General features: G+C 65.4%; 19 protein-coding genes (1 of these 19 cut by a window edge). 9 read left to right on the top strand and 10 right to left on the bottom strand.

What is annotated here, in order from left to right:
- Positions 1 to 52 precede the first annotated feature (52 nt).
- On the top strand, positions 53 to 685 hold the full coding sequence (locus tag V6B08_RS01860; RefSeq protein WP_341977519.1) for a hypothetical protein: 633 nt from the start codon (positions 53 to 55) through the stop codon (positions 683 to 685).
- Positions 686 to 979: 294 nt separating this feature from the next.
- Complete coding sequence (locus V6B08_RS01855) at positions 980 to 1,348, top strand: response regulator (RefSeq protein WP_341977517.1); 369 nt, start codon at positions 980 to 982, stop codon at positions 1,346 to 1,348.
- A gap of 38 nt (positions 1,349 to 1,386) precedes the next feature.
- Here the strand turns inward: V6B08_RS01855 and V6B08_RS01850 are convergent, their stop codons facing one another.
- The 4 genes from V6B08_RS01850 to argH are packed head-to-tail and all read right to left on the bottom strand — an operon-like array spanning position 1,387 to position 6,806.
- Positions 1,387 to 3,942, bottom strand: coding sequence for a TIGR02302 family protein (locus tag V6B08_RS01850; RefSeq protein ID WP_341977515.1), 2,556 nt, complete (start codon positions 3,940 to 3,942; stop codon positions 1,387 to 1,389).
- Positions 3,918 to 5,207 carry a diaminopimelate decarboxylase gene (gene lysA / locus V6B08_RS01845; RefSeq protein WP_341977513.1) on the bottom strand — a complete coding sequence of 430 codons (1,290 nt, stop codon included), beginning with the start codon at positions 5,205 to 5,207 and terminating at the stop codon, positions 3,918 to 3,920. Before lysA ends, V6B08_RS01850 begins: the two co-directional genes overlap by 25 nt.
- 10 nt (positions 5,208 to 5,217) lie before the next feature.
- On the bottom strand, positions 5,218 to 5,370 hold the full coding sequence (locus tag V6B08_RS01840; RefSeq protein WP_341977511.1) for a hypothetical protein: 153 nt from the start codon (positions 5,368 to 5,370) through the stop codon (positions 5,218 to 5,220).
- Positions 5,370 to 6,806, bottom strand: coding sequence for an argininosuccinate lyase (gene argH, locus V6B08_RS01835; RefSeq protein WP_341977508.1), 1,437 nt, complete (start codon positions 6,804 to 6,806; stop codon positions 5,370 to 5,372). Before argH ends, V6B08_RS01840 begins: the two co-directional genes overlap by 1 nt.
- A gap of 10 nt (positions 6,807 to 6,816) precedes the next feature.
- Between argH and V6B08_RS01830 the strand changes: the two genes are divergently transcribed.
- The gene (locus V6B08_RS01830) at positions 6,817 to 7,365 is read left to right on the top strand and encodes a TlpA family protein disulfide reductase (RefSeq protein WP_341977506.1); all 549 of its coding nucleotides are present in this window, start codon (positions 6,817 to 6,819) and stop codon (positions 7,363 to 7,365) included.
- A 49-nt stretch (positions 7,366 to 7,414) separates the two neighbouring features.
- On the opposite strand, the gene V6B08_RS01825 is transcribed toward V6B08_RS01830, so the two are convergent.
- Genes V6B08_RS01825 through V6B08_RS01815 form a run of 3 tightly spaced genes read right to left on the bottom strand, consistent with a single transcriptional unit; the run spans position 7,415 to position 9,995 of the window.
- Positions 7,415 to 8,287, bottom strand: coding sequence for a 3-hydroxybutyryl-CoA dehydrogenase (locus V6B08_RS01825; protein ID WP_341977504.1), 873 nt, complete (start codon positions 8,285 to 8,287; stop codon positions 7,415 to 7,417).
- A 21-nt stretch (positions 8,288 to 8,308) separates the two neighbouring features.
- Positions 8,309 to 9,244, bottom strand: coding sequence for an electron transfer flavoprotein subunit alpha/FixB family protein (locus tag V6B08_RS01820; protein WP_341977502.1), 936 nt, complete (start codon positions 9,242 to 9,244; stop codon positions 8,309 to 8,311).
- A 1-nt stretch (position 9,245) separates the two neighbouring features.
- Positions 9,246 to 9,995, bottom strand: a complete 750-nt coding sequence (locus tag V6B08_RS01815) for an electron transfer flavoprotein subunit beta/FixA family protein (RefSeq protein WP_341977500.1) — start codon at positions 9,993 to 9,995, stop codon at positions 9,246 to 9,248.
- Positions 9,996 to 10,272: 277 nt separating this feature from the next.
- Between V6B08_RS01815 and clpB the strand changes: the two genes are divergently transcribed.
- From clpB to V6B08_RS01790, 5 genes are all read left to right on the top strand, one after another.
- Positions 10,273 to 12,855 carry an ATP-dependent chaperone ClpB gene (gene clpB / locus V6B08_RS01810; protein WP_341977498.1) on the top strand — a complete coding sequence of 861 codons (2,583 nt, stop codon included), beginning with the start codon at positions 10,273 to 10,275 and terminating at the stop codon, positions 12,853 to 12,855.
- A 139-nt stretch (positions 12,856 to 12,994) separates the two neighbouring features.
- A complete protein-coding gene (locus tag V6B08_RS01805) occupies positions 12,995 to 13,339 on the top strand; it encodes an ArsR/SmtB family transcription factor (protein ID WP_341977496.1) in 345 nt (114 codons plus the stop codon).
- Positions 13,326 to 13,829: an SRPBCC family protein gene (locus V6B08_RS01800; protein ID WP_341977494.1), complete on the top strand. Its 504-nt coding sequence runs from the start codon at positions 13,326 to 13,328 to the stop codon at positions 13,827 to 13,829. The genes V6B08_RS01805 and V6B08_RS01800 overlap by 14 nt, the downstream gene beginning before the upstream one ends.
- A 61-nt stretch (positions 13,830 to 13,890) precedes the next feature.
- Entirely contained in the window at positions 13,891 to 14,412 is a 522-nt protein-coding gene (locus V6B08_RS01795; protein WP_341977492.1) for an SRPBCC family protein, read from the top strand.
- Between the two features lie 54 nt (positions 14,413 to 14,466).
- The gene (locus tag V6B08_RS01790) at positions 14,467 to 14,967 is read left to right on the top strand and encodes an SRPBCC family protein (protein WP_341977490.1); all 501 of its coding nucleotides are present in this window, start codon (positions 14,467 to 14,469) and stop codon (positions 14,965 to 14,967) included.
- On the opposite strand, the gene V6B08_RS01785 is transcribed toward V6B08_RS01790, so the two are convergent.
- Positions 14,946 to 15,866 (bottom strand): DMT family transporter, encoded by a 921-nt coding sequence (locus V6B08_RS01785; protein WP_341977488.1) that lies wholly within the window; start codon positions 15,864 to 15,866, stop codon positions 14,946 to 14,948. The two genes, V6B08_RS01790 and V6B08_RS01785, sit on opposite strands and share 22 nt — an antisense overlap.
- A gap of 182 nt (positions 15,867 to 16,048) precedes the next feature.
- On the bottom strand, positions 16,049 to 16,648 hold the full coding sequence (locus tag V6B08_RS01780; protein WP_341977486.1) for a glutathione S-transferase family protein: 600 nt from the start codon (positions 16,646 to 16,648) through the stop codon (positions 16,049 to 16,051).
- A gap of 123 nt (positions 16,649 to 16,771) precedes the next feature.
- On the opposite strand from V6B08_RS01780, the gene V6B08_RS01775 reads away from it, so the two are divergent.
- Positions 16,772 to 17,698 carry a LysR substrate-binding domain-containing protein gene (locus V6B08_RS01775; RefSeq protein WP_341977484.1) on the top strand — a complete coding sequence of 309 codons (927 nt, stop codon included), beginning with the start codon at positions 16,772 to 16,774 and terminating at the stop codon, positions 17,696 to 17,698.
- A 14-nt stretch (positions 17,699 to 17,712) separates the two neighbouring features.
- Here V6B08_RS01775 and V6B08_RS01770 read toward each other — a convergent pair whose 3' ends face one another.
- Positions 17,713 to 17,843 carry the end of a peptidoglycan DD-metalloendopeptidase family protein gene (locus V6B08_RS01770; protein WP_341977482.1) on the bottom strand. 1,324 nt of this gene lie beyond the right edge of the window, so 131 of the gene's 1,455 nt are visible here — the last part of the coding sequence; its start codon lies beyond the right edge, outside the window — the gene reads right to left on this strand; its stop codon occupies positions 17,713 to 17,715.

Below are 17,843 nucleotides of genomic sequence, written 5' to 3'. Positions count from 1 at the left end.
ACCCCCGCCGCCTCCGCCGCCACCCCCACCGCCGCCACCGACGCCGGAGCAGATGTTCCCGTCGGATACCTTCGCGCTGCCGGAAAGCGAGCCGGACCCGGAGCCGCCGCCGATCCGTTCGCCCTTCGACGATGCCGAAGGCGAGCCCGATGCGGCGGAAGCCGCCATCGAACGCCGCCGTGCCCGTCTGGCCGAACAGGGCCTGGGCCGTGGCGCCTCGGCGCAGAAGAAGCAGCGGCGCCCGATGCTGTGGGTCGGCTGGCTGCTGCTGCTGATCCTGCTCGGTGCCGTGCTGGGCGGTGGCTATGCCGCGCGCACCGAACTGGTCGGGATGTATCCGCCGCTGGCCAAGATCTATGAGAAGGTCGGCATCCATGTAGAGCCGGCGCAGTGGCTGGGCGTGGAATTGCACAGCCTGAAATCCGCCGTGGTGCTGGATAGTGGCGAGAGCAAGATCGAGGTATCTGGCGAGGTGGTGAACGTCTCCGACCGCACCCGGCCGGTGCCGCCGATCCGGGTTTCGATGCGTGGCGCGGCGGGCAAGGAACTCAACGCCTATACGCTCACGCTGGAGGACGACAAGGTCGCCGCCGGCGCGCGCCTCACCTTCTCGGTGAAGCTGCCGGGCCAGAAGGAAGAAGTGCTCGACCTCGAAGTCGCCTTCGCGCCGCTTCCGGGGCATTAGATCGGGCCGGCACAGCAGCAGGTTCCGGGTTCCAGCCACGGAACCGGGCCCGGTGCCCGTAAATTGCGGCCTGCTGTCATTAATTGAAATATTTTTTCTTGATTCGCGAGTCTCGGGTGCTAGCCTGCATCAGCTTGGCGCGCAGCCGAATCGGGCCTGAAAACCCGCAAAAAGCCGCGCGCCCACGCTGTTTTCAGAAAGCCCCGGCGGCGAGCAGCCGGGAGTGGCGCCCCGACGCCCAGTAGGTGCTAGCCCAGTAAGTGCTAGTAGGGAGGGGCCCGGCGGCGAGGAAAGATGGCGCGTATTCTGGTGGCCGAAGATGAAGTGCCGGTGCGGGAATTCGTTCGCCGCGTGCTGGAGCTGCGCGGCCACGAAGTCGTCACCGTCAGCGATGGCGCCGAGGCCCTGGTCAAGCTCGGCAGGGCGCGCTTCGACCTACTGCTCACCGATATCAGCATGCCGAACATGGATGGCTTCGAGCTGGCCCTGAAAGTGGCGCGCGACTATCCCGATCTGCCGGTGCTTATGATGTCGGGCTATGCCGTCGAACGCCGCCGCGCCGCCGACTTAGCCGATCTCTCCAGGGGCATGCTGCAGAAACCCTTCAGCATGGTCGATCTCTCCGCCGGCGTGGATAAGGCACTGGGCCAGCCGGTGGGCTGACGCAACGGGCGGCCTGACCAGACAGGAGCGGCCGGCGCCTAGAAGCGGCGCAGCAGGCGGTCGAGATATTCGCGCTCCAGCGCCGGGCGGTCGCGGTCGCCGGCGCGGCGCTGCAATTCCTCGAGGATGCGGCGGGCGCGTTCGATGGCGGTCATGCCAGCTTCCGGCACGCGGGTCGACTCGCCCGGATTCTCGATGCCGCCGGTGGGGCGGCCAAAGGGATCGCGGCTGTCGCGGTTGCGATTATTCTGGCGGCTGTCAGCGGCATCGGCCTGGCCGCCGGGTTCGCCGCGATTGGCATTCTGCATGTCGCGCATGCCCTGGCGCATCTGGTCCAGCGCATCATTCTGGCCCTGCATGGCATCCCCCGGCTCGCCCCGGCGCAGCGCCTCGCGGGCATCGCGCATGGCGCGATCGGCGCGGCCCAGCGCATCCGGGATCGGCTGGCCGCGCTCGCCGAAGCGATTCATCATTTCGCCCAGCCGGCGGCGCAGGTCTTCCTGCTGGCGCGCATCGGCCTCGTTGTCGCCGCCGGGCTGGCCCGGCTGACCATTACGGCCGAATTGCTGGCTGCGGCGGAACGAGCGGTCGAGCAACTGTTGCTGCTGCCGCATCATGTCGTTCAGTTCGCCCATCTGCTGCTGGCCCATGCCGTTGCCACGGCGGCCCTGCTGGCGCCCCTGCTGCTGGCCCTGCTTGCCGTTCTGCGGCGCGCGGCCAATGCGCATGTTCTTCATCGCTTCCATCATGCGCTGCATCTGCTCAAGCATTTCCTGCGCACTCTGGCGGTCACCCTGGCGCGCCATCTGCTCGGCCTGATCCATCATGTCCTGGAAATCCTCGGACGACATCGCCTCGTCTTCCTCGGACAACTCCTCCGGCTCCTCGCCGCGCGCCAGACGCTCCATCGCCTCGCGCATCTTCTCTTCCATCAGGCGTTCCATCGCCTCGCGCAGTTCCTGCATCTTGCGCAGGATTTCATTGTCCTCGGCGCCGCGCTCCATGGCGTCCTGCAGCCGGTCATAGGCGGCCTGGAAATCGCGTTCGGCGAGATTCGACTTGCCGTCCTCGATGCGCAACGCGGTCTGCCACAGCAGGGCGGAAACCTCGGCGCGGCCTTCCGGCGTGCGGTTGAGGCCTAAACGGGCAGCACCCATGCGCAGGCCGAGATGCACGGCGGTGTCGTCGCGGTAGCTTTCCGGTGCCAGGCTCAGGGCGCGCAAGGCGGTGGCGACGCGTGGTGCGTCAGAAGGCTTCAGCGCCAGCAGGCGGCGCTGCTCGATCAGCGCCTTGGCGACCGGATGGGTGAAGCGCCGCGCCGGCAGGGTCGCCTGCACCGGCTCGCTGCGGCCCTGCTGGCCCAGCGCATCGGTGGCGATCAGGTTGAGCGTCACCACCTGGCCGGCGAGCGGATGATCGACGAAATCGAATGGCCGCTTGTCGGAGAAACCGCCGGCCAGAGCAGGCGGCGCCGGCCAGTCGGCGAGCCAGCTTTCCTCGCTGTTGGCGTGGCGGATCTCCACCTCGATCTTCTGCACGCCGTAATCATCCTCGGCGTTCAGCGCGATCTCGAGCTGCGGCTGGCGGCGATCCGGCGCCACGGTCTTGGGCGGATCGGCGAAGGCGATCTTCGGCGCCGTATCAGGCAGCACCTTCAGCGCCCAGTCGGCCACGCTGTGGTCGCGGCGGAGCAGCGACAGCGTGACCTGGCCGCCGATTTCATTGAGGTTCAGCGTCAGGTCGACCTCGGCATTGCGCTCGTCGATCTGCTTCAGCGCATGCACCTGATTGCCGAGCTTGAGGCCGTAGATCGGCTGGCTGGCCTGCAGGCGCAGCTTGAGCAGGCTACCGGTCGGCACGTTCAGGCCTTCGGCGCTGGCCACCGGTTTGCCGTCGCGGCTGAGGAAAATCGGCGGCCGGCCAGTATAGAGCGGCGGCGTGATCCAGGCATCCAGCGCCAGGGTGGCGCCGGGCGGCGTCGCCGTGCCGGGCTGCAGCGCATCGCGGAAGCGCTGCTGCAGCGGCTCGCCAGGGCTTGCCCAGGCCACCACCAGCAGCAGGCCGAGCGCCACGCGCAGGCCCCAATGATCGATACGCCACCAGCCGGCCTGCGGTGGCGTGACGGTGAGCTGCCCGATGCGGGCGGCCAGGCGGCGGCGATGCGCCTGCCACAACGCCTCGGCAATCGGGTCCTGCTGCCCGGCGGCGAGCTTGTCGGCAAGCTGGCCGAGCGGGCGGTGCTCCAGGCCGTTGGTGGTTTCCAGCCGGCGCAGGGCCTCGGCATCGCCGGGGCGGCGCCAGCCGCGGAAGGGCAGGTAGAGTGCAACACCGAAGCCGATGGCGAAGGCTGGCAACAGCAGCCAATGCAGCCACAGCGGCGTGTAGCGCCAGATATCGAAGCCGACCAGGATCAGGAAGCCGGCCAGCACCAAGCCGGCCGGAAACAGCCGGGGCCAGACATTTTCCCAGAACACGGCCCACAGGCTGAGGCGCAGGCGAGAATTGAGCGAGGCGAGCGGGTCGGTCCCCGAGGCTTGGATTGTCTCGGGGCTTGGGGCGGACGATTGCGTCAGGCTGTCGTCGGGTCTCGCCATAGGGCAGGGCTTTCCAGCGCCGTCATGTCCTCAAGGGTAGGGCGGCGGCGGACCACGGCAAACTGGCTGCCTTTCACCATCACCTCGGGCGCCAGCGGGCGCGCATTGTACGTCGATGCCATGGCAGCACTATACGCACCGGCGGAAAGAATGGCGAGCAAATCCCCATCCTTCACCTCGGGCATCGGCCGTTCTTCGGCGAAGGTATCGCCGCTCTCGCAGACCGGGCCGACGATATCGGCGGGAAACCGCGCCGCGTCCGTGGGTTCATCCACTGTCACGATGCCGTGATAAGCCTCATACAAAGCTGGGCGGATCAGGTCGTTCATGCCGGCATCGAGAATCAGGAACCGCTTGCCTTCCGCCGGCTTCACATACGTCACCGTGCTGAGCAGCAGGCCGGCATTGCCGACGATGAAGCGGCCCGGTTCCAGCGCCAGCTCGCAGCCCAGCGGCGCGATATGCTTGCGCACCAGGTCGGCATAGGCCTTGGGATCGGGCGGCGTCTCGTCGTTGTAGCGGATGCCGAGGCCACCGCCGAGATCGACGCGGGTGAGGTTGATGCCGGCAGCACGCAGGTCGCGCACCAGCTCGGCCAGGCGCTCGAAGGTGGCATCATAGGGATCAAGATCGGTGAGCTGGCTGCCGATATGGGCATGCACGCCAACCGGCTTGATGCCCGGCAGCTTGGCGGCCTCGGCATAGATTTCGCGCGCCCGCTCGATCGGGATGCCGAACTTGTTCTCGGCCTTGCCGGTGGTGATCTTCTTGTGCGTCTTGGCATCCACATCGGGATTGACGCGGATCGCGACTGGCGCGGTGACGCCGAGCGAGGTGGCGACTTCTGAGAGCGCGCGCAATTCCGGCTCGGACTCGACGTTGAACTGCAGGATGCCGGTATTGCCGGCCTTCAGCGCCTGGGCCATCTCGGCCTTGGTCTTGCCGACGCCTGCGAAGATAATCTTGCTCGGCGCGATGCCGGCCTTGATGGCAAGCTGCATCTCGCCGGCCGAGACCACATCGGCGCCGGCACCCAGCGCACCAAGATGGCGCAGCAAAGCCAAGTTGCCATTGGCCTTCACGGCATAGGCGATCAGCGCCGGCAGGCCGGCGAAGGCTTCCGAGAGCGCCCGGTAGCTGCTTTCCAACGCTTCCGTTGAGTAGACATAGACCGGCGTGCCGACCTGTTCGGCGATGGTCTTGAGGCTGACGCCTTCGGCATGCAGCACGCCGTCGCGATATGAAAACCAAGGCTGGCCGGTCATGGCGGACTCTTTAATTGTAAGGAACGGGCGTGCCGCGCCGCGGCAGGTTGGCCGGGCGCTCGGAGGCATCCTGCGGATAATCCGGTATGTCCTTGCGGCCACAGCCGGCGGCGATCACACCAAGGCAGGCAAACAGCAGCAGCAGCGAAACGGTGCGTCGCATCACTTCACCCCAAGCTGTTTGCGCCAGCGCGCGATTTCCTTGCGCACATTCTTCGGCGCGGTGCCGCCATAGGAGACGCGGCTTTTCACCGAATTCTGCACACCGAGCACGGCGAACACTTCCTTGGTGATGCGCTTCTCCACACTCTGCATTTCGGCCAGCGTCAGTTCTTCCAGAGGCTTGTCCTGGCTTTCCGCCAGTTTCACCAGAGAACCGGCGACGTGATGTGCGTTGCGGAACGGCATGTCCAGCTTGCGCACGCACCAATCGGCCAGGTCGGTGGCGGTGGTGTAACCCTCGCCGGCGCTCTGCTCCAGGCGCGGCTTGTTGGCCTTGAAATCGCTGACCATGCCGGCCGTGGCTGCGATGCAGAGTTCAAGACTGTCAGCCGCGTCGAAGGTCGGCTCCTTGTCCTCCTGCATGTCCTTGCCATAGGTCAGCGCCAGACCCTTCAGCGTGATCAGCAGCGCGTTATGGGCGCCGATGATGCGGCCGACCTTGCCGCGCACCAGTTCGGCGGCATCGGGATTGCGCTTCTGCGGCATGATCGAGGAGCCGGTGGTGAAGGCATCGCTCAAGGATATGAAGCGGAATTGCGCCGAGCACCACAGCACGATCTCTTCCGCGAAGCGCGAGAGATGCACCGCGCAGGTGCTGGCCGCCGAAAGGAATTCCAGCGCGAAATCGCGATCCGACACGGCATCGAGCGAATTCGGCACGGGGCCAGAGAAGCCGAGCGCCTTGGCGGTCATGTGGCGGTCGATGGGCAGCGAGGTGCCGGCCAGGGCTGCCGCACCCAGCGGGCTGAAATTCAGCCGCTTGCGCGCATCCTGGAAGCGGCCACGGTCGCGACCCAGCATCTCGACATAGGCCAGCAGATGATGGCCCAGCGTCACCGGCTGGGCGGCCTGCAGATGCGTCATGCCCGGCATCACGGTGTCAACGTATTCCTCGGCGCGGGCCAGCAGGCGGCGCTGCAGGTCGGCGAGGCCGGCGTCAGTGCGGTCGATGGCATCGCGCACCCAGAGGCGGAAATCGGTCGCCACCTGGTCGTTGCGCGAACGCGCGGTATGCAGGCGTCCGGCAGCATTGCCGATCAGTTCCTTCAGCCGGGTCTCCACATGCATGTGGATGTCTTCCAGCCTGGGGTCGATCTTGAACCTGCCGGCTTCGATCTCGGCCTTGATGGTATCCAGGCCCTTGAGGATGGCCTTGCCTTCCCGGGGCGTGATCAGGCCCTGCTTCACCAGCATCTGGCAATGCGCTTTGGAGCCGGCGATGTCCTGGGCATAGAGGCGCTGATCGAAGCCGATGGAGGCATTGATCTCCAGCATGATTGCCGCCGGGCCTGCGGCAAAACGCCCGCCCCATAAATCGTTGGCGGCGGCTTGTTTCGGCTTTGCCGGGGTCTTATTTGAGGAGATGCGTCGAGCCATGAGGACAGAAATGCGCTTGCTTGCCTGGTTGATCGGATGCCTGCTGCTGGCTGCCTCGGCGCCGCACGGGGCCTGGGCGGGCAATCTGCCGCCGCTGCAGGGCGATATGCGCAAACTTATCGTGCCGGACCAGCCGAAACCAGTGGCGGCCGCGTCTTTCCAGGATGAAAAGGGCGCCGAGATCACCCTGGAAGCCTTCAAGGGCAAGGTGGTGCTGGTCAATCTCTGGGCCACCTGGTGCATCCCCTGCCGCGCCGAGATGCCGTCGCTGGAGCGGTTGCAGACATTGGTGAACGACCCCGGCTTCGCCCTGGTGGCGGTGGCGCAGGATCGCGGCGGGCGCGAGAAGGTCGAGAAATTCCTGGCCGAGATCAATACGCCCGGCATCAAGCCCTATCTCGACACTTCCATGAAATCCGGCCGCGCCTGGGGCGCCTATGGCCTGCCCACCACGATCCTGATCGGCCGCGATGGCCGCGAGGTCGCCCGCCTGGTCGGCGAGGCGCAATGGGATGCACCGGAAGCGGTGGCGGTGATCAAGGCGCTGCTGGCGCCATAAAAAAAGCCCGGCATCTCTGCCGGGCTTTTTATTCGCATGCGCGGACTGCTCAGCGCGTCGGCGTCGGGTGCTCGCCGCGATAATCGTAGAAGCCGCGGTTGGTCTTGCGGCCGAGCCAGCCGGCCTCGACATACTTCACCAGCAGCGGGCAGGGGCGGTACTTCGAGTCGGCAAGGCCCTCGTAGAGCACCTGCATGATCGACAGGCAGGTGTCGAGGCCGATGAAGTCGGCAAGCTGCAGCGGCCCCATCGGATGATTGGCGCCCAGCCGCATGCCGGTGTCGATGGCTTCCACCGAGCCGACGCCTTCATACAGCGTGTAGATCGCCTCGTTGATCATCGGCAGCAGGATGCGGTTGACGATGAAGGCCGGGAAATCCTCGGCATTGGCCGGGGTCTTGCCGAGCTTCACGGTCAGTTCGCGCACTTCGCGGAAGGTCGCCTCTTCCGTGGCGATGCCGCGGATCAGCTCGACGAGCTGCATCACCGGCACCGGGTTCATGAAATGCATGCCCATGAACTTTTCCGGGCGGTCGGTGACCGAGCCGAGGCGCGTCACCGAAATCGACGAAGTATTCGTCGCGATCAGCACATGCTTCGGCAGCACCGGGCAGAGTTCGACCAGGATCTTCTTCTTCAGCGCTTCATTCTCGGTTGCCGCCTCGATCACGATGCCGGCTTCCTCGAACACCTTGATGTCGCTGGCGGTCTTGATCCGCCCCAGCGCCGCATCGCGGGTCGCCTCGTCGATCTTGCCGCGTGCCACCTGCCGGTTCATGTTGCCGGTGATGGTCTGCACGGCCTTCTCGAGCTGCGCCGGATTGATGTCCTGCAGCAGGACATTGAAGCCGGCCAGCGCGCCGACATGGGCGATACCGCTGCCCATTTGCCCTGCGCCGATTACCCCGATGGTCTTGATCATGCGGTTTTCCCGTATTGCCGGTTACTTGCCAAGCTCGGCTTCAAGCTCCGGCAGCACCTTGAACAGGTCGCCGACCAAGCCGTAATCGGCGACCTGGAAGATCGGTGCCTCTTCGTCCTTGTTGATGGCGACGATCACCTTGCTGTCCTTCATGCCGGCGAGATGCTGGATGGCACCCGAGATGCCGACCGCAACATAAAGCTGCGGCGCGACGATCTTGCCGGTCTGGCCGACCTGGTAGTCGTTCGGCACGAAGCCGGCATCGACGGCGGCACGGCTGGCGCCCACGGCGGCGCCGAGCTTGTCGGCCACGGCCTCGATCAGCTTGAAATTCTCGCCCGAGCCCATGCCACGGCCGCCCGACACGATGATCTTGGCCGAGGTCAGTTCGGGGCGGTCGGACTTCTGCAGATCCTGGCCCTTGAAGGCGGAGACGGCCGGATCGGCACCGGCAGCGCCGGTCTCGATGGCAGCCGAACCGCCCTCAGCAGCAGCGGCGGCAAAGCCGGTGGCGCGCACGGTGATCACCTTGATGGCGTCAGACGACTGCACGGTGGCCATGGCATTGCCGGCATAGATCGGACGCACGAAGGTATCGGCCGACTTGACCTCGATGATGCCCGAGATCTGGGCCACGTCCAGCAGCGCGGCAACGCGCGGCAGCACGTTCTTGCCGGAGGTGGTTTCCGGCGCCAGCACGGCGGCGTAACCCTTGGCCAGGCCGGTTACCAGCGGGGCCAGGGCTTCGGCGAGGCCGTTGGCGTAATGCGGCGCATCGACATGGATCACCTTGGACACGCCGGCTATCTTCGCAGCGGCGGCGGCGGCGGCACCGGCATTATGGCCGGCAACCAGCACATGCACGTCGGCGTCGATGGCCTTGGCAGCGGTCACGGTGTTGAGCGTCGGGGCCTTGATCGAGGCGTTATCGTGTTCGGCAATGACCAGGCTGCTCATATCAGATGACTCCCGCTTCGGTCTTCAGCTTCTGTACCAGGGTAGCGACGTCCGGCACCTTTATGCCGGCCTTGCGCTTCGGTGGCTCCTCGACGCTCAGCGTCTTGAGTCGCGGCGCGATGTCCACGCCCAGGTCTTCCGGGGTCTTCTCGTCAATCGGCTTTTTCTTCGCCTTCATGATGTTGGGCAGCGAGGCATAGCGCGGCTCATTCAGGCGCAGGTCGGTGGTGATCACCGCCGGCAGCTTCAGTTCCACGGTCTCGAGGCCGCCGTCCACTTCACGCACCACATTGGCCTTGCCGTCGGCGAGGCTCAGCTTGTTGGCGAAGGTACCCTGGCTCCAGTTGAGCAGGGCGGAGAGCATTTGGCCGGTCTGATTGCTATCGTCGTCGATGGCCTGCTTGCCGACGATGAAAAGCTGCGGGCCTTCGGCCTCGGCGATCTTGGCCAGCAGCTTGGCCACGGCCAGCGGCTGCACTTCGGCGTCGGTCTTCACCAGGATGCCGCGGTCTGCGCCCATGGCGAGCGCGGTACGGAGGGTTTCCTGGGCCTGCGTCGGGCCGATGGAGACGGCCACCACCTCGGTGGCGATGCCGGCTTCCTTGAGGCGCACGGCCTCCTCGACGGCGATTTCATCGAACGGATTCATCGACATCTTGACGTTGGCGAGATCGACTCCCGTCTTGTCCGCCTTGACGCGGATCTTGACGTTGTAGTCCACCACGCGCTTGACCGCGACCAGAACCTTCATGGACGTCAAACCTTATTTTGCTGACATAATTGGCTTGGGCATTGGCCGGCGGGCGGCCTTGCCATGTTTTTTCGCGCTGCACACTATAACCCGCTGCCAGGGCTGTCAACGAACCGTAAAGCCCTCGGGGCTATAGGGAAAACAGCCCTTAACCCAGCGAAATTTTCGTGCGCCTCCCCTTGTTCCGCCGTGCCGGCTTCCCCACATCTGAGCCGTGGGGCCGAGCCCGCATTGCCCAGGTGGGGATGCGGCAAGTGCCGCTGCATAGGAGTAGACAATGGATTTGGAAAAGTTCACCGAGCGCGCCCGTGGCTTCCTGCAGGCGGCGCAGACCCTGGCGCTGGCCCGCGGGCATCAGCGCTTCACCCCCGAACATCTGCTGAAGGTGCTGCTGGACGACCCGGAAGGCATGGCCACGGGCCTGGTCCAGGCTGCCGGCGGCCAGCCGGCGGTCGCCAAGACGAAGAACGAGGAAGCGCTGGCAAAAATCCCCAGCGTTGAAGGCTCGGGCGCCGGGCAGCTCTACATGGCCCCCGAACTCGCCCGCCTGTTCGAGCAGGCCGAGAAGCTGCGCGAGAAATCCGGCGACAGCTTCGTCGCCGTGGAGCGCCTGCTGCAGGCCATCCTGCTGACCAATACCCCTGGCGCCGAGGCGCTGAAAGCGGCGGGCCTGACTGTCGCGTCCCTGGAGAAGGCGATTACCGGTTTGCGCAAGGGCCGCAAGGCGGACTCTGCCTCCGCCGAACAGGCCTATGACGCCCTGAAGAAATATGCCCGCGACCTGACCGAGGCGGCTGAGAGCGGCAAGCTCGACCCGGTGATCGGTAGGGATGAGGAAATCCGCCGGACGATTCAGGTGCTGTCGCGCCGCACCAAGAACAATCCGGTGCTGATCGGCGAGCCGGGCGTCGGCAAGACCGCCATCGTCGAGGGCCTGGCTTTGCGCATTGCCAAGGGCGACGTGCCGGAAAGCCTCAAGGACAAGCGGCTGATGGCGCTCGATCTCGGCGCCATGGTTGCCGGTGCCAAGTTCCGGGGCGAATTCGAGGAGCGGTTGAAGGCCGTGCTGGCCGAAGTCACCTCGGCGGAAGGCCAGATCGTGCTGTTCATCGACGAGCTGCACACCCTGGTCGGTGCCGGCAAGGCCGATGGCGCCATGGATGCCTCGAACCTGCTGAAACCCGCCCTGGCGCGCGGCGAGTTGCATTGCGTCGGTGCCACCACGCTTGATGAATACCGCAAGTATATCGAGAAGGATGCGGCGCTGGCGCGGCGCTTCCAGTCGGTGTTCGTTGGCGAGCCGACGGTGGAGGACACCATCTCGATCCTGCGCGGCCTGAAGGAGAAGTACGAGGTGCATCATGGCGTGCGCATCACCGATGCCGCCATCGTTGCCGCCGCCACGCTCTCCAACCGCTACATTACCGACCGTTTCCTGCCCGACAAGGCCATCGACCTGGTGGACGAGGCGGCCTCGCGGCTGCGCATGGAAGTGGACAGCAAGCCCGAAGCGCTGGACGAACTCGATCGCCGCATCATGCAGCTCAAGATCGAGCGCGAGGCGCTGAAGAAAGAGACCGACGCGGCCTCCAAGGATCGCCTCGCCAAGCTGGAAAAAGAACTGGCCGAACTCGAGCAGCAATCGGCCTCGCTCTCGGCCGCCTGGCAGGGCGAGAAGGCCAAGCTCGGCTCGGCCCAGAGCCTCAAGGAGCAACTCGACCGCGCCCGCCTCGATCTCGAACAGGCGCAGCGTAAGGCCGACTGGAACCGCGCGTCAGAGCTGTCTTATGGCGTGATTCCGGGCCTGGAGCGGCAATTGGTCGAAGCAGAAGGCGCCGGCGGCAAGAGCATGGTGCGCGAGGCCGTCACCGAAAGCGATATTGCCGGCGTGGTGTCGCGCTGGACCGGCATTCCGGTGGACAAGATGCTGGCCGGCGAGCGCGAGAAGCTGCTGGCGATGGAGACCAAGCTGCGCAGCCGCGTGGTCGGCCAGGAAGAAGCCCTGGTGGCGGTGTCCAACGCCGTGCGCCGGGCGCGTGCCGGTTTGCAGGACCCGAACCGCCCGATCGGCAGTTTCCTGTTCCTTGGCCCCACCGGCGTCGGCAAGACCGAACTGACCAAGGCGCTGGCGGAATTCCTGTTCGATGACGACAGCGCCATGGTGCGTATCGACATGTCGGAATACATGGAGAAGCATTCGGTCAGCCGCCTGATCGGCGCGCCGCCGGGCTATGTCGGCTATGACGATGGCGGTTCGCTCACCGAGGCGGTGCGGCGCCGGCCGTATCAGGTGATCCTGTTCGACGAGGTCGAGAAGGCGCATGCGGACGTGTTCAACGTGCTGCTGCAGGTGCTGGACGATGGCCGCCTCACCGATGGCCAGGGCCGCACGGTGGATTTCCGCAACACGGTGATCATCCTCACCTCCAATCTGGGCAGCGAATACCTGGCCCAGGCGGAAGCCGAGGAGATCGACGAGGTGGTGCGCCACCGCGTGATGGAAGTGGTGCGCGGGCATTTCCGGCCCGAATTCCTCAACCGTCTCGACGAGGTGATCCTGTTCCGCCGCCTGAGCCGCGAGAATATGAGCGGCATCGTCGATATCCAGCTGCAGCGGCTTTACCGGCTGCTGTCGGATCGCAAGATCACGCTGGACTTGGATGACAAGGCCAAGGCCTGGCTCGGCAATGCCGGCTACGACCCAGTCTATGGCGCCCGGCCGCTAAAGCGGGTGATCCAGCGCGAGCTGCAGAACCCGCTGGCCAGCCTGATCTTGGAAGGCCGGATCCAGGATGGCAGCGTCGTGGCGGTCTCCGCCGGTCCCGACGGCCTGCTGATCCAGGGCCAGGTGGTGCACTGAATCATCCCGTAACGCATTGATTGGAAAGGGCGGCTGAGAGGCCGCCCTTTTTCTTTTGGCCACCGGCCAAGATTCCGGTTGACCGGCGCGGCTTCGGCTTATATTAAACCATCAAGTTAATTAACCGATAGGTTTAATTGTGACGACCGATCCTCTCAGCCAGACCCTGGCCGCCCTCGCCGATCCGACCCGGCGGGCGATCCTGGCGCGGCTGAGCCAGGGCGAGTGTTCGGTGAAACAGCTTGCCGAGCCCTTCGCCATGAGCCTGCCGGCGGTGTCGAAGCATCTGAAGGTGCTGGAAAAGGCCGGGTTGATCGCCAAGGGCCGCGAGGCCCAGTGGCGGCCCTGCCGGCTGGAAGCCTCGCCGCTGCAAGAGGTGGCGGGCTGGGTGGAAGGCTACCGGCGCTTCTGGGATCAGAGCTTCGACCGTCTCGATACCTATCTGCAGCAATTGCAGCAGGTGAAATCCGATGAGCAGCACTGACCCCATCGATCATCACGCAGTGCAGGGCCACGACATCGTGCTGGTGCGCGAGTTCGATGCGCCGCCCGCCCTGGTCTACCGCGCCTGGACCGATGCCGCGCATCTGGCGCGCTGGTGGGGGCCGCATGGCTACACCAACCCGGTCTGCCGCATCGATGCCCGGCCCGGCGGCGAAATCTACATCGTGATGATGGGACCGGATGGCGTCGGCCTGCCGATCAAGGGTGAAGTGCTGGAAGCCATTCCTGGCGAAAGCCTGATCTACACCATGGGCGCCGATAACAGCCGCGGCGAATGGGAGATCGAGACCATGCCGCGCCCGGCCATCCACATCATCCGTTTCGCCGCCCTGGATGGCGGCAACCGCACGCGCCAGACCGTGACGGCGCGCATGGGCAATGCCGAGGATCTCGCCTTCATGGCCCGCATGGGAATGGAAGAGGGCTTCGGCCAGAGCCTGGAACGCCTCGCCGATCTGGTGAGCCAGTAAGCCTGCAAGCCTGCAAGCCTTTCCCCAGAAGCCTCCCCAGCAAGCATCAAGGAGCAAAGCGATGCTGACCTATATTCTCGTTGGTCTCTGTGCCCTGATTGCCGCCGTGCTGCTCTATGCTGCCACAAGGCCGGATGATTTCCGCATTGAGCGCAGCACCAGCATCAAGGCAGCGCCCGCCGTGATCATGCCGTATCTGGCCGAATTGCGGCGCTGGGATGCCTGGTCGCCCTGGGAGAAGGTGGATCCGGACATGCAGCGCAGCTTCACCGGGCCGGAAAGCGGCGTCGGCGCCGCCTATGCCTGGGATGGCGACCGCAAGATCGGCGCCGGCCGCATGGAAATCCTCGAGGCCGTGCCGGACCGCCTGCTGCTCAAGCTGGACTTCCTCCGGCCCTTCAAGGCCAGCAGCTTCGCCGAATTCACCCTGGCGCCGGAAGGCGATGCCACCCGCGTCACCTGGGCGATGTTCGGCACCAACGGCTATCTGCACAAGCTGATCGGCCTGATCTGCCGCCCCAGCATGATGCACAAGATTTTCGACCAGGGCCTCGCCGACCTCAAGGCGCAAGCCGAACGCTGAACGCTGAACGCGACTGAATTTCACCCCAGACATTTTCCAGGAGAGAGAGACATCATGTCCGGTTCCACTTTCGTTATGTCCCGTGTTGTCGATGCACCGCGCGAGCTGGTGTGGCGCCTGCATACCCAGGCCGAGCATCTGAAGAACTGGATGGGCCCGAAGGGCTTTCCGATGACCCATTGCACCATGGATCTGCGCGTCGGCGGCGTGTTCCATTACTGCCTGCAGATTCCGGGCGGTGGCGGCGACATGTGGGGCAAGTGGACCTTCCGCCGCATCGAGCCGCCCTATCTGCTGGAATGCATCGTGTCCTTCTCCGATCCCGACCAGGGCGTGACGCGGCATCCGATGGGGCCGGACTGGCCGCTGCAGACGCTTGGCATCACCACTTTCGAGGAAACGCCGGACGGCAAGACCCGCATCACCGTGAACTGGAGCGCCTATGAGCCGACGCCGGCCGAGCAGGCTTGCTTCGATGGCGGCCATGCCAGCATGGAGCAGGGCTGGGGCGGCACTTTCGAGCAGTTCCTGGATTACCTTGCGACCTTGAAGTAACGCAGCAGCCGGCCATCAATGCAGGCGAGTCCGAAACCGATCAGCGCCAGCCCGAGCCATTGGCTGGCGCTGACAGATTCATCCAGCCACAGCACGCCCATCAGCATGGCGCTGGGCGGGATGAGAAACGTCACCAGTTGCAGGTTGGTGGTGCCAGCGGTGGCGAGAATGCGGAAATACAGCGTGTAGCCGAGCGCGGTGGAAATGCCGGCAAGGCCGAGCACGGCGGCGATCGTGTGCATACTTGGCAGCGGCAGATGCCATGGCTGGTCCATGATCAGCGCCAGCGGCGTAAGCAGTATGCTTGAGCCAATCACCTGTCCGCCGGCCGTCGCCATCGGCGGCACACCCCAGGCGGCGAAGCGGCGGCCATAGAGCCCGGCGCAAGCATACGAGACCGCCGCCAGCACTATTGCCGCTTGCGCCCAGACATCCGTGCCAAGGCCTTTCAGCGCTGCCGGGCCGATCATGGCGGCGACACCAGCCAAGCCGCTGAGCAATCCCGCCAGCCGCGCCAGGGTCAGCTTCTCATTCTCGGTCACCACATGCGCCAGCAGCACCGCCCAAAGCGGCGTGGTGGCGTTGAATACCGCTGCCAGCCCGCTCGGGATATGGCTCTGGCCCCAGACGATCAGCGAAAAGGGAATGGCGTTGTTGAGCAGTCCCATGATCAGGAAGCCGCGCCAGACCCGGGCTTCGCGCGGCAGGGCAATGCCCAGGCTGCGCAGGATCAGCAGCAGGATAGCAGCGGCGAGCGACACCCGCAGCGTCACCAGGGTCAGCGGCGGAATCTCCTTCACCGCCACGCCGATGAAAAAGAACGAGCCACCCCAGAGCAGGGAGAGGATCACCAGCAGCGCCCATTCCGGCGCTGTCATCGGGCGGTTGATGTTGGTCATATAATAAAGGCTCGTCACCCCCGGGCTTGACCCGGGGGCTTTGCGTTAGTGGAGAGAGATGCCCGGGTCACTGTAAGCGCGCGAACGCCGAATGGCGTTCGTGGGCGCACAGGCCCGAAGGGCTCGGGCGGGCATGACGATGGTTCTAAGAAGAGGTCGGCTGCTGCGCCATCCGATTCTTGCTAAAGCATCTTGATGTAGCCGGGCTGCGCCGCGACACGGGCCAGCCAGGCGCGGATCGCCGGATAAGCCGAGAGATCCATGTCGGCTTCGTTGGCGCGGTGGGTATAGGCGTAAAGTGCGATATCGGCGATGGAATACTGCCCGCCGACGAAGAAGGGCGTGGCGCCGAGATGCTGTTCCATCACGCGCAAGGCGGCATAGCCCTTGGCCAGGCGCTCGGGCAGTTCCGCCATGCGCGCATGCTGGCGGCCAAGGTGGCGGATGATATAGCGCGGCGTCGCCACATAGGGTTCGTGGCTGTATTGCTCGAAGAACAGCCATTGCATCACCTGCGCCTTGCGCAGCCGGTCGTCCGGCAGATAGGCGCTGCCATCGGCGAGATAGCACAGGATGGCGTTCGATTCCGCCAGCACCGTGCCATCCTCGAGGCCGAGCGCCGGGATGCGGCCATTGGGATTCTTGGCCAGGAAATCCGGCGTACGTGTCTCACCCTTGTCGATATCCAGTTCGATACGGGCGTAGGGCAGGCCCAACTGCGCCAGCAGCAGGCGGCACTTATAGCCATTGCCGGAATCGAGATAATCATACAGCGTCAGCATGCTTGGTCCTTTCTGGCGGGCATGGCTGGCGTAGCCGATGCCCCGGCTTGGCGCAAACCAGACTTTCTCCTAAGCTGGCTTAGATTTTCTAAGCCTGGAGCCATGCTTTAAAGGAAGAGAGCCATGCCGCGCCGCCTGCCGCCGCTGAATGCCCTGCGGGCCTTCGAGGCCGCCGCCCGCAACAGCGGCTTCGTCGCCGCTGCCGAGGAACTCAACGTCACGCCCGCCGCTGTCAGCCAGCAGGTCAAGGCGCTGGAGGCGCAGCTTAAAGTCCAACTGTTCCGCCGCAGCCCGAGCGGCCTGACCCTGACCGAGGCCGGCCAGGCCTATCTGCCGGGCCTGAGCGACGGGCTGGACCGTCTGGCCGATGCCACGGCGCGGGTGGCAACGCCGGGGCGCGGCCGTGTCAGCATCAGCCTGCTGCCAGCATTGGCGTCCGGCTGGCTGATCCCCAGGCTGGAGAATTTCCGCCGCAGCTTCCCCGGTGTGGCGCTGAAGCTCGATACCAACCGGCGGCTGACCGATTTCAATCGTGAGGACGTGGACCTGGTGATCCGCTTCGGGCCACGCCAGCCGCCGCGTTTCGGCAGTGTGAAGCTCGCCAGCTATCACCTGATGGACGAGGAGGTGTTTCCGGTCGCCAGTCCGGCAATGCGGCTGGGCGGCCGCGACCTTGCCGATCTGGCGCCCGGGCAATTGCTTCATGATGTCGATCTGGCCGGCACTGCTGCGGGTGGCACCGCGCTGCCGCCGCAGCCCTGGCTCGACTGGGCAAGCTGGTATCGCCGCGCCGGGTTGGAGGCGCCGGACCCCGCCGCCGGCATAGGCTTCACGGATTCATCAGTCCTGCTGCAGGCCGCCCTGGCTGGACAGGGTGTTGCGCTCGGGCGGGGCCCGCATCTCGGCGACCTGCTGGCGCGCGGCCATCTGGTGCGGGTGGGGCAGCAGAGCTGGCGCGCCGACTGGGCCTATCATGTGGTGGCGCCGGAGGCACATTTCCGCCGGCCACTGCTGCGCGCGGTACGCGACTGGCTGATCGGCCAAGGTTAAGCAGCCAGGGTTGATCAGTCGCGGTTGAGCAGGGCCAGCAGAGGCGTGCCGCGCATCTCGCCGTCGATTTTCTCGACCTGGCGGCGGAAGCGCTCGTATTCGCTGCCTTCGAGCTTGCGGCCGGAGGGGAAGCGCACATTCATCG

It is taken from the genome of Ferrovibrio sp. MS7 (assembly GCF_038404985.1).
Classification (GTDB): domain Bacteria; phylum Pseudomonadota; class Alphaproteobacteria; order Ferrovibrionales; family Ferrovibrionaceae; genus Ferrovibrio; species Ferrovibrio plantarum.
This window is presented reverse-complemented; position numbering and strand designations above follow the sequence as displayed.

Excerpts from the sequence above, each read along its gene's own strand:
- V6B08_RS01850 (WP_341977515.1), bottom strand. The coding sequence starts at position 3,942 with ATGGCGAGACCCGACGACAGCCTGACGCAATCGTCCGCCCCAAGCCCC.
- argH (WP_341977508.1), bottom strand. The coding sequence starts at position 6,806 with ATGGCTCGACGCATCTCCTCAAATAAGACCCCGGCAAAGCCGAAACAA.
- lysA (WP_341977513.1), bottom strand. The coding sequence starts at position 5,207 with ATGACCGGCCAGCCTTGGTTTTCATATCGCGACGGCGTGCTGCATGCC.
- V6B08_RS01800 (WP_341977494.1), top strand. The coding sequence starts at position 13,326 with ATGAGCAGCACTGACCCCATCGATCATCACGCAGTGCAGGGCCACGAC.
- V6B08_RS01860 (WP_341977519.1), top strand. The coding sequence starts at position 53 with ATGTTCCCGTCGGATACCTTCGCGCTGCCGGAAAGCGAGCCGGACCCG.
- clpB (WP_341977498.1), top strand. The coding sequence starts at position 10,273 with ATGGATTTGGAAAAGTTCACCGAGCGCGCCCGTGGCTTCCTGCAGGCG.
- V6B08_RS01820 (WP_341977502.1), bottom strand. The coding sequence starts at position 9,244 with ATGAGCAGCCTGGTCATTGCCGAACACGATAACGCCTCGATCAAGGCC.
- V6B08_RS01815 (WP_341977500.1), bottom strand. The coding sequence starts at position 9,995 with ATGAAGGTTCTGGTCGCGGTCAAGCGCGTGGTGGACTACAACGTCAAG.
- V6B08_RS01795 (WP_341977492.1), top strand. The coding sequence starts at position 13,891 with ATGCTGACCTATATTCTCGTTGGTCTCTGTGCCCTGATTGCCGCCGTG.
- V6B08_RS01825 (WP_341977504.1), bottom strand. The coding sequence starts at position 8,287 with ATGATCAAGACCATCGGGGTAATCGGCGCAGGGCAAATGGGCAGCGGT.
- V6B08_RS01780 (WP_341977486.1), bottom strand. The coding sequence starts at position 16,648 with ATGCTGACGCTGTATGATTATCTCGATTCCGGCAATGGCTATAAGTGC.
- V6B08_RS01775 (WP_341977484.1), top strand. The coding sequence starts at position 16,772 with ATGCCGCGCCGCCTGCCGCCGCTGAATGCCCTGCGGGCCTTCGAGGCC.
- V6B08_RS01855 (WP_341977517.1), top strand. The coding sequence starts at position 980 with ATGGCGCGTATTCTGGTGGCCGAAGATGAAGTGCCGGTGCGGGAATTC.
- V6B08_RS01840 (WP_341977511.1), bottom strand. The coding sequence starts at position 5,370 with ATGCGACGCACCGTTTCGCTGCTGCTGCTGTTTGCCTGCCTTGGTGTG.
- V6B08_RS01830 (WP_341977506.1), top strand. The coding sequence starts at position 6,817 with ATGCGCTTGCTTGCCTGGTTGATCGGATGCCTGCTGCTGGCTGCCTCG.
- V6B08_RS01785 (WP_341977488.1), bottom strand. The coding sequence starts at position 15,866 with ATGACCAACATCAACCGCCCGATGACAGCGCCGGAATGGGCGCTGCTG.
- V6B08_RS01790 (WP_341977490.1), top strand. The coding sequence starts at position 14,467 with ATGTCCGGTTCCACTTTCGTTATGTCCCGTGTTGTCGATGCACCGCGC.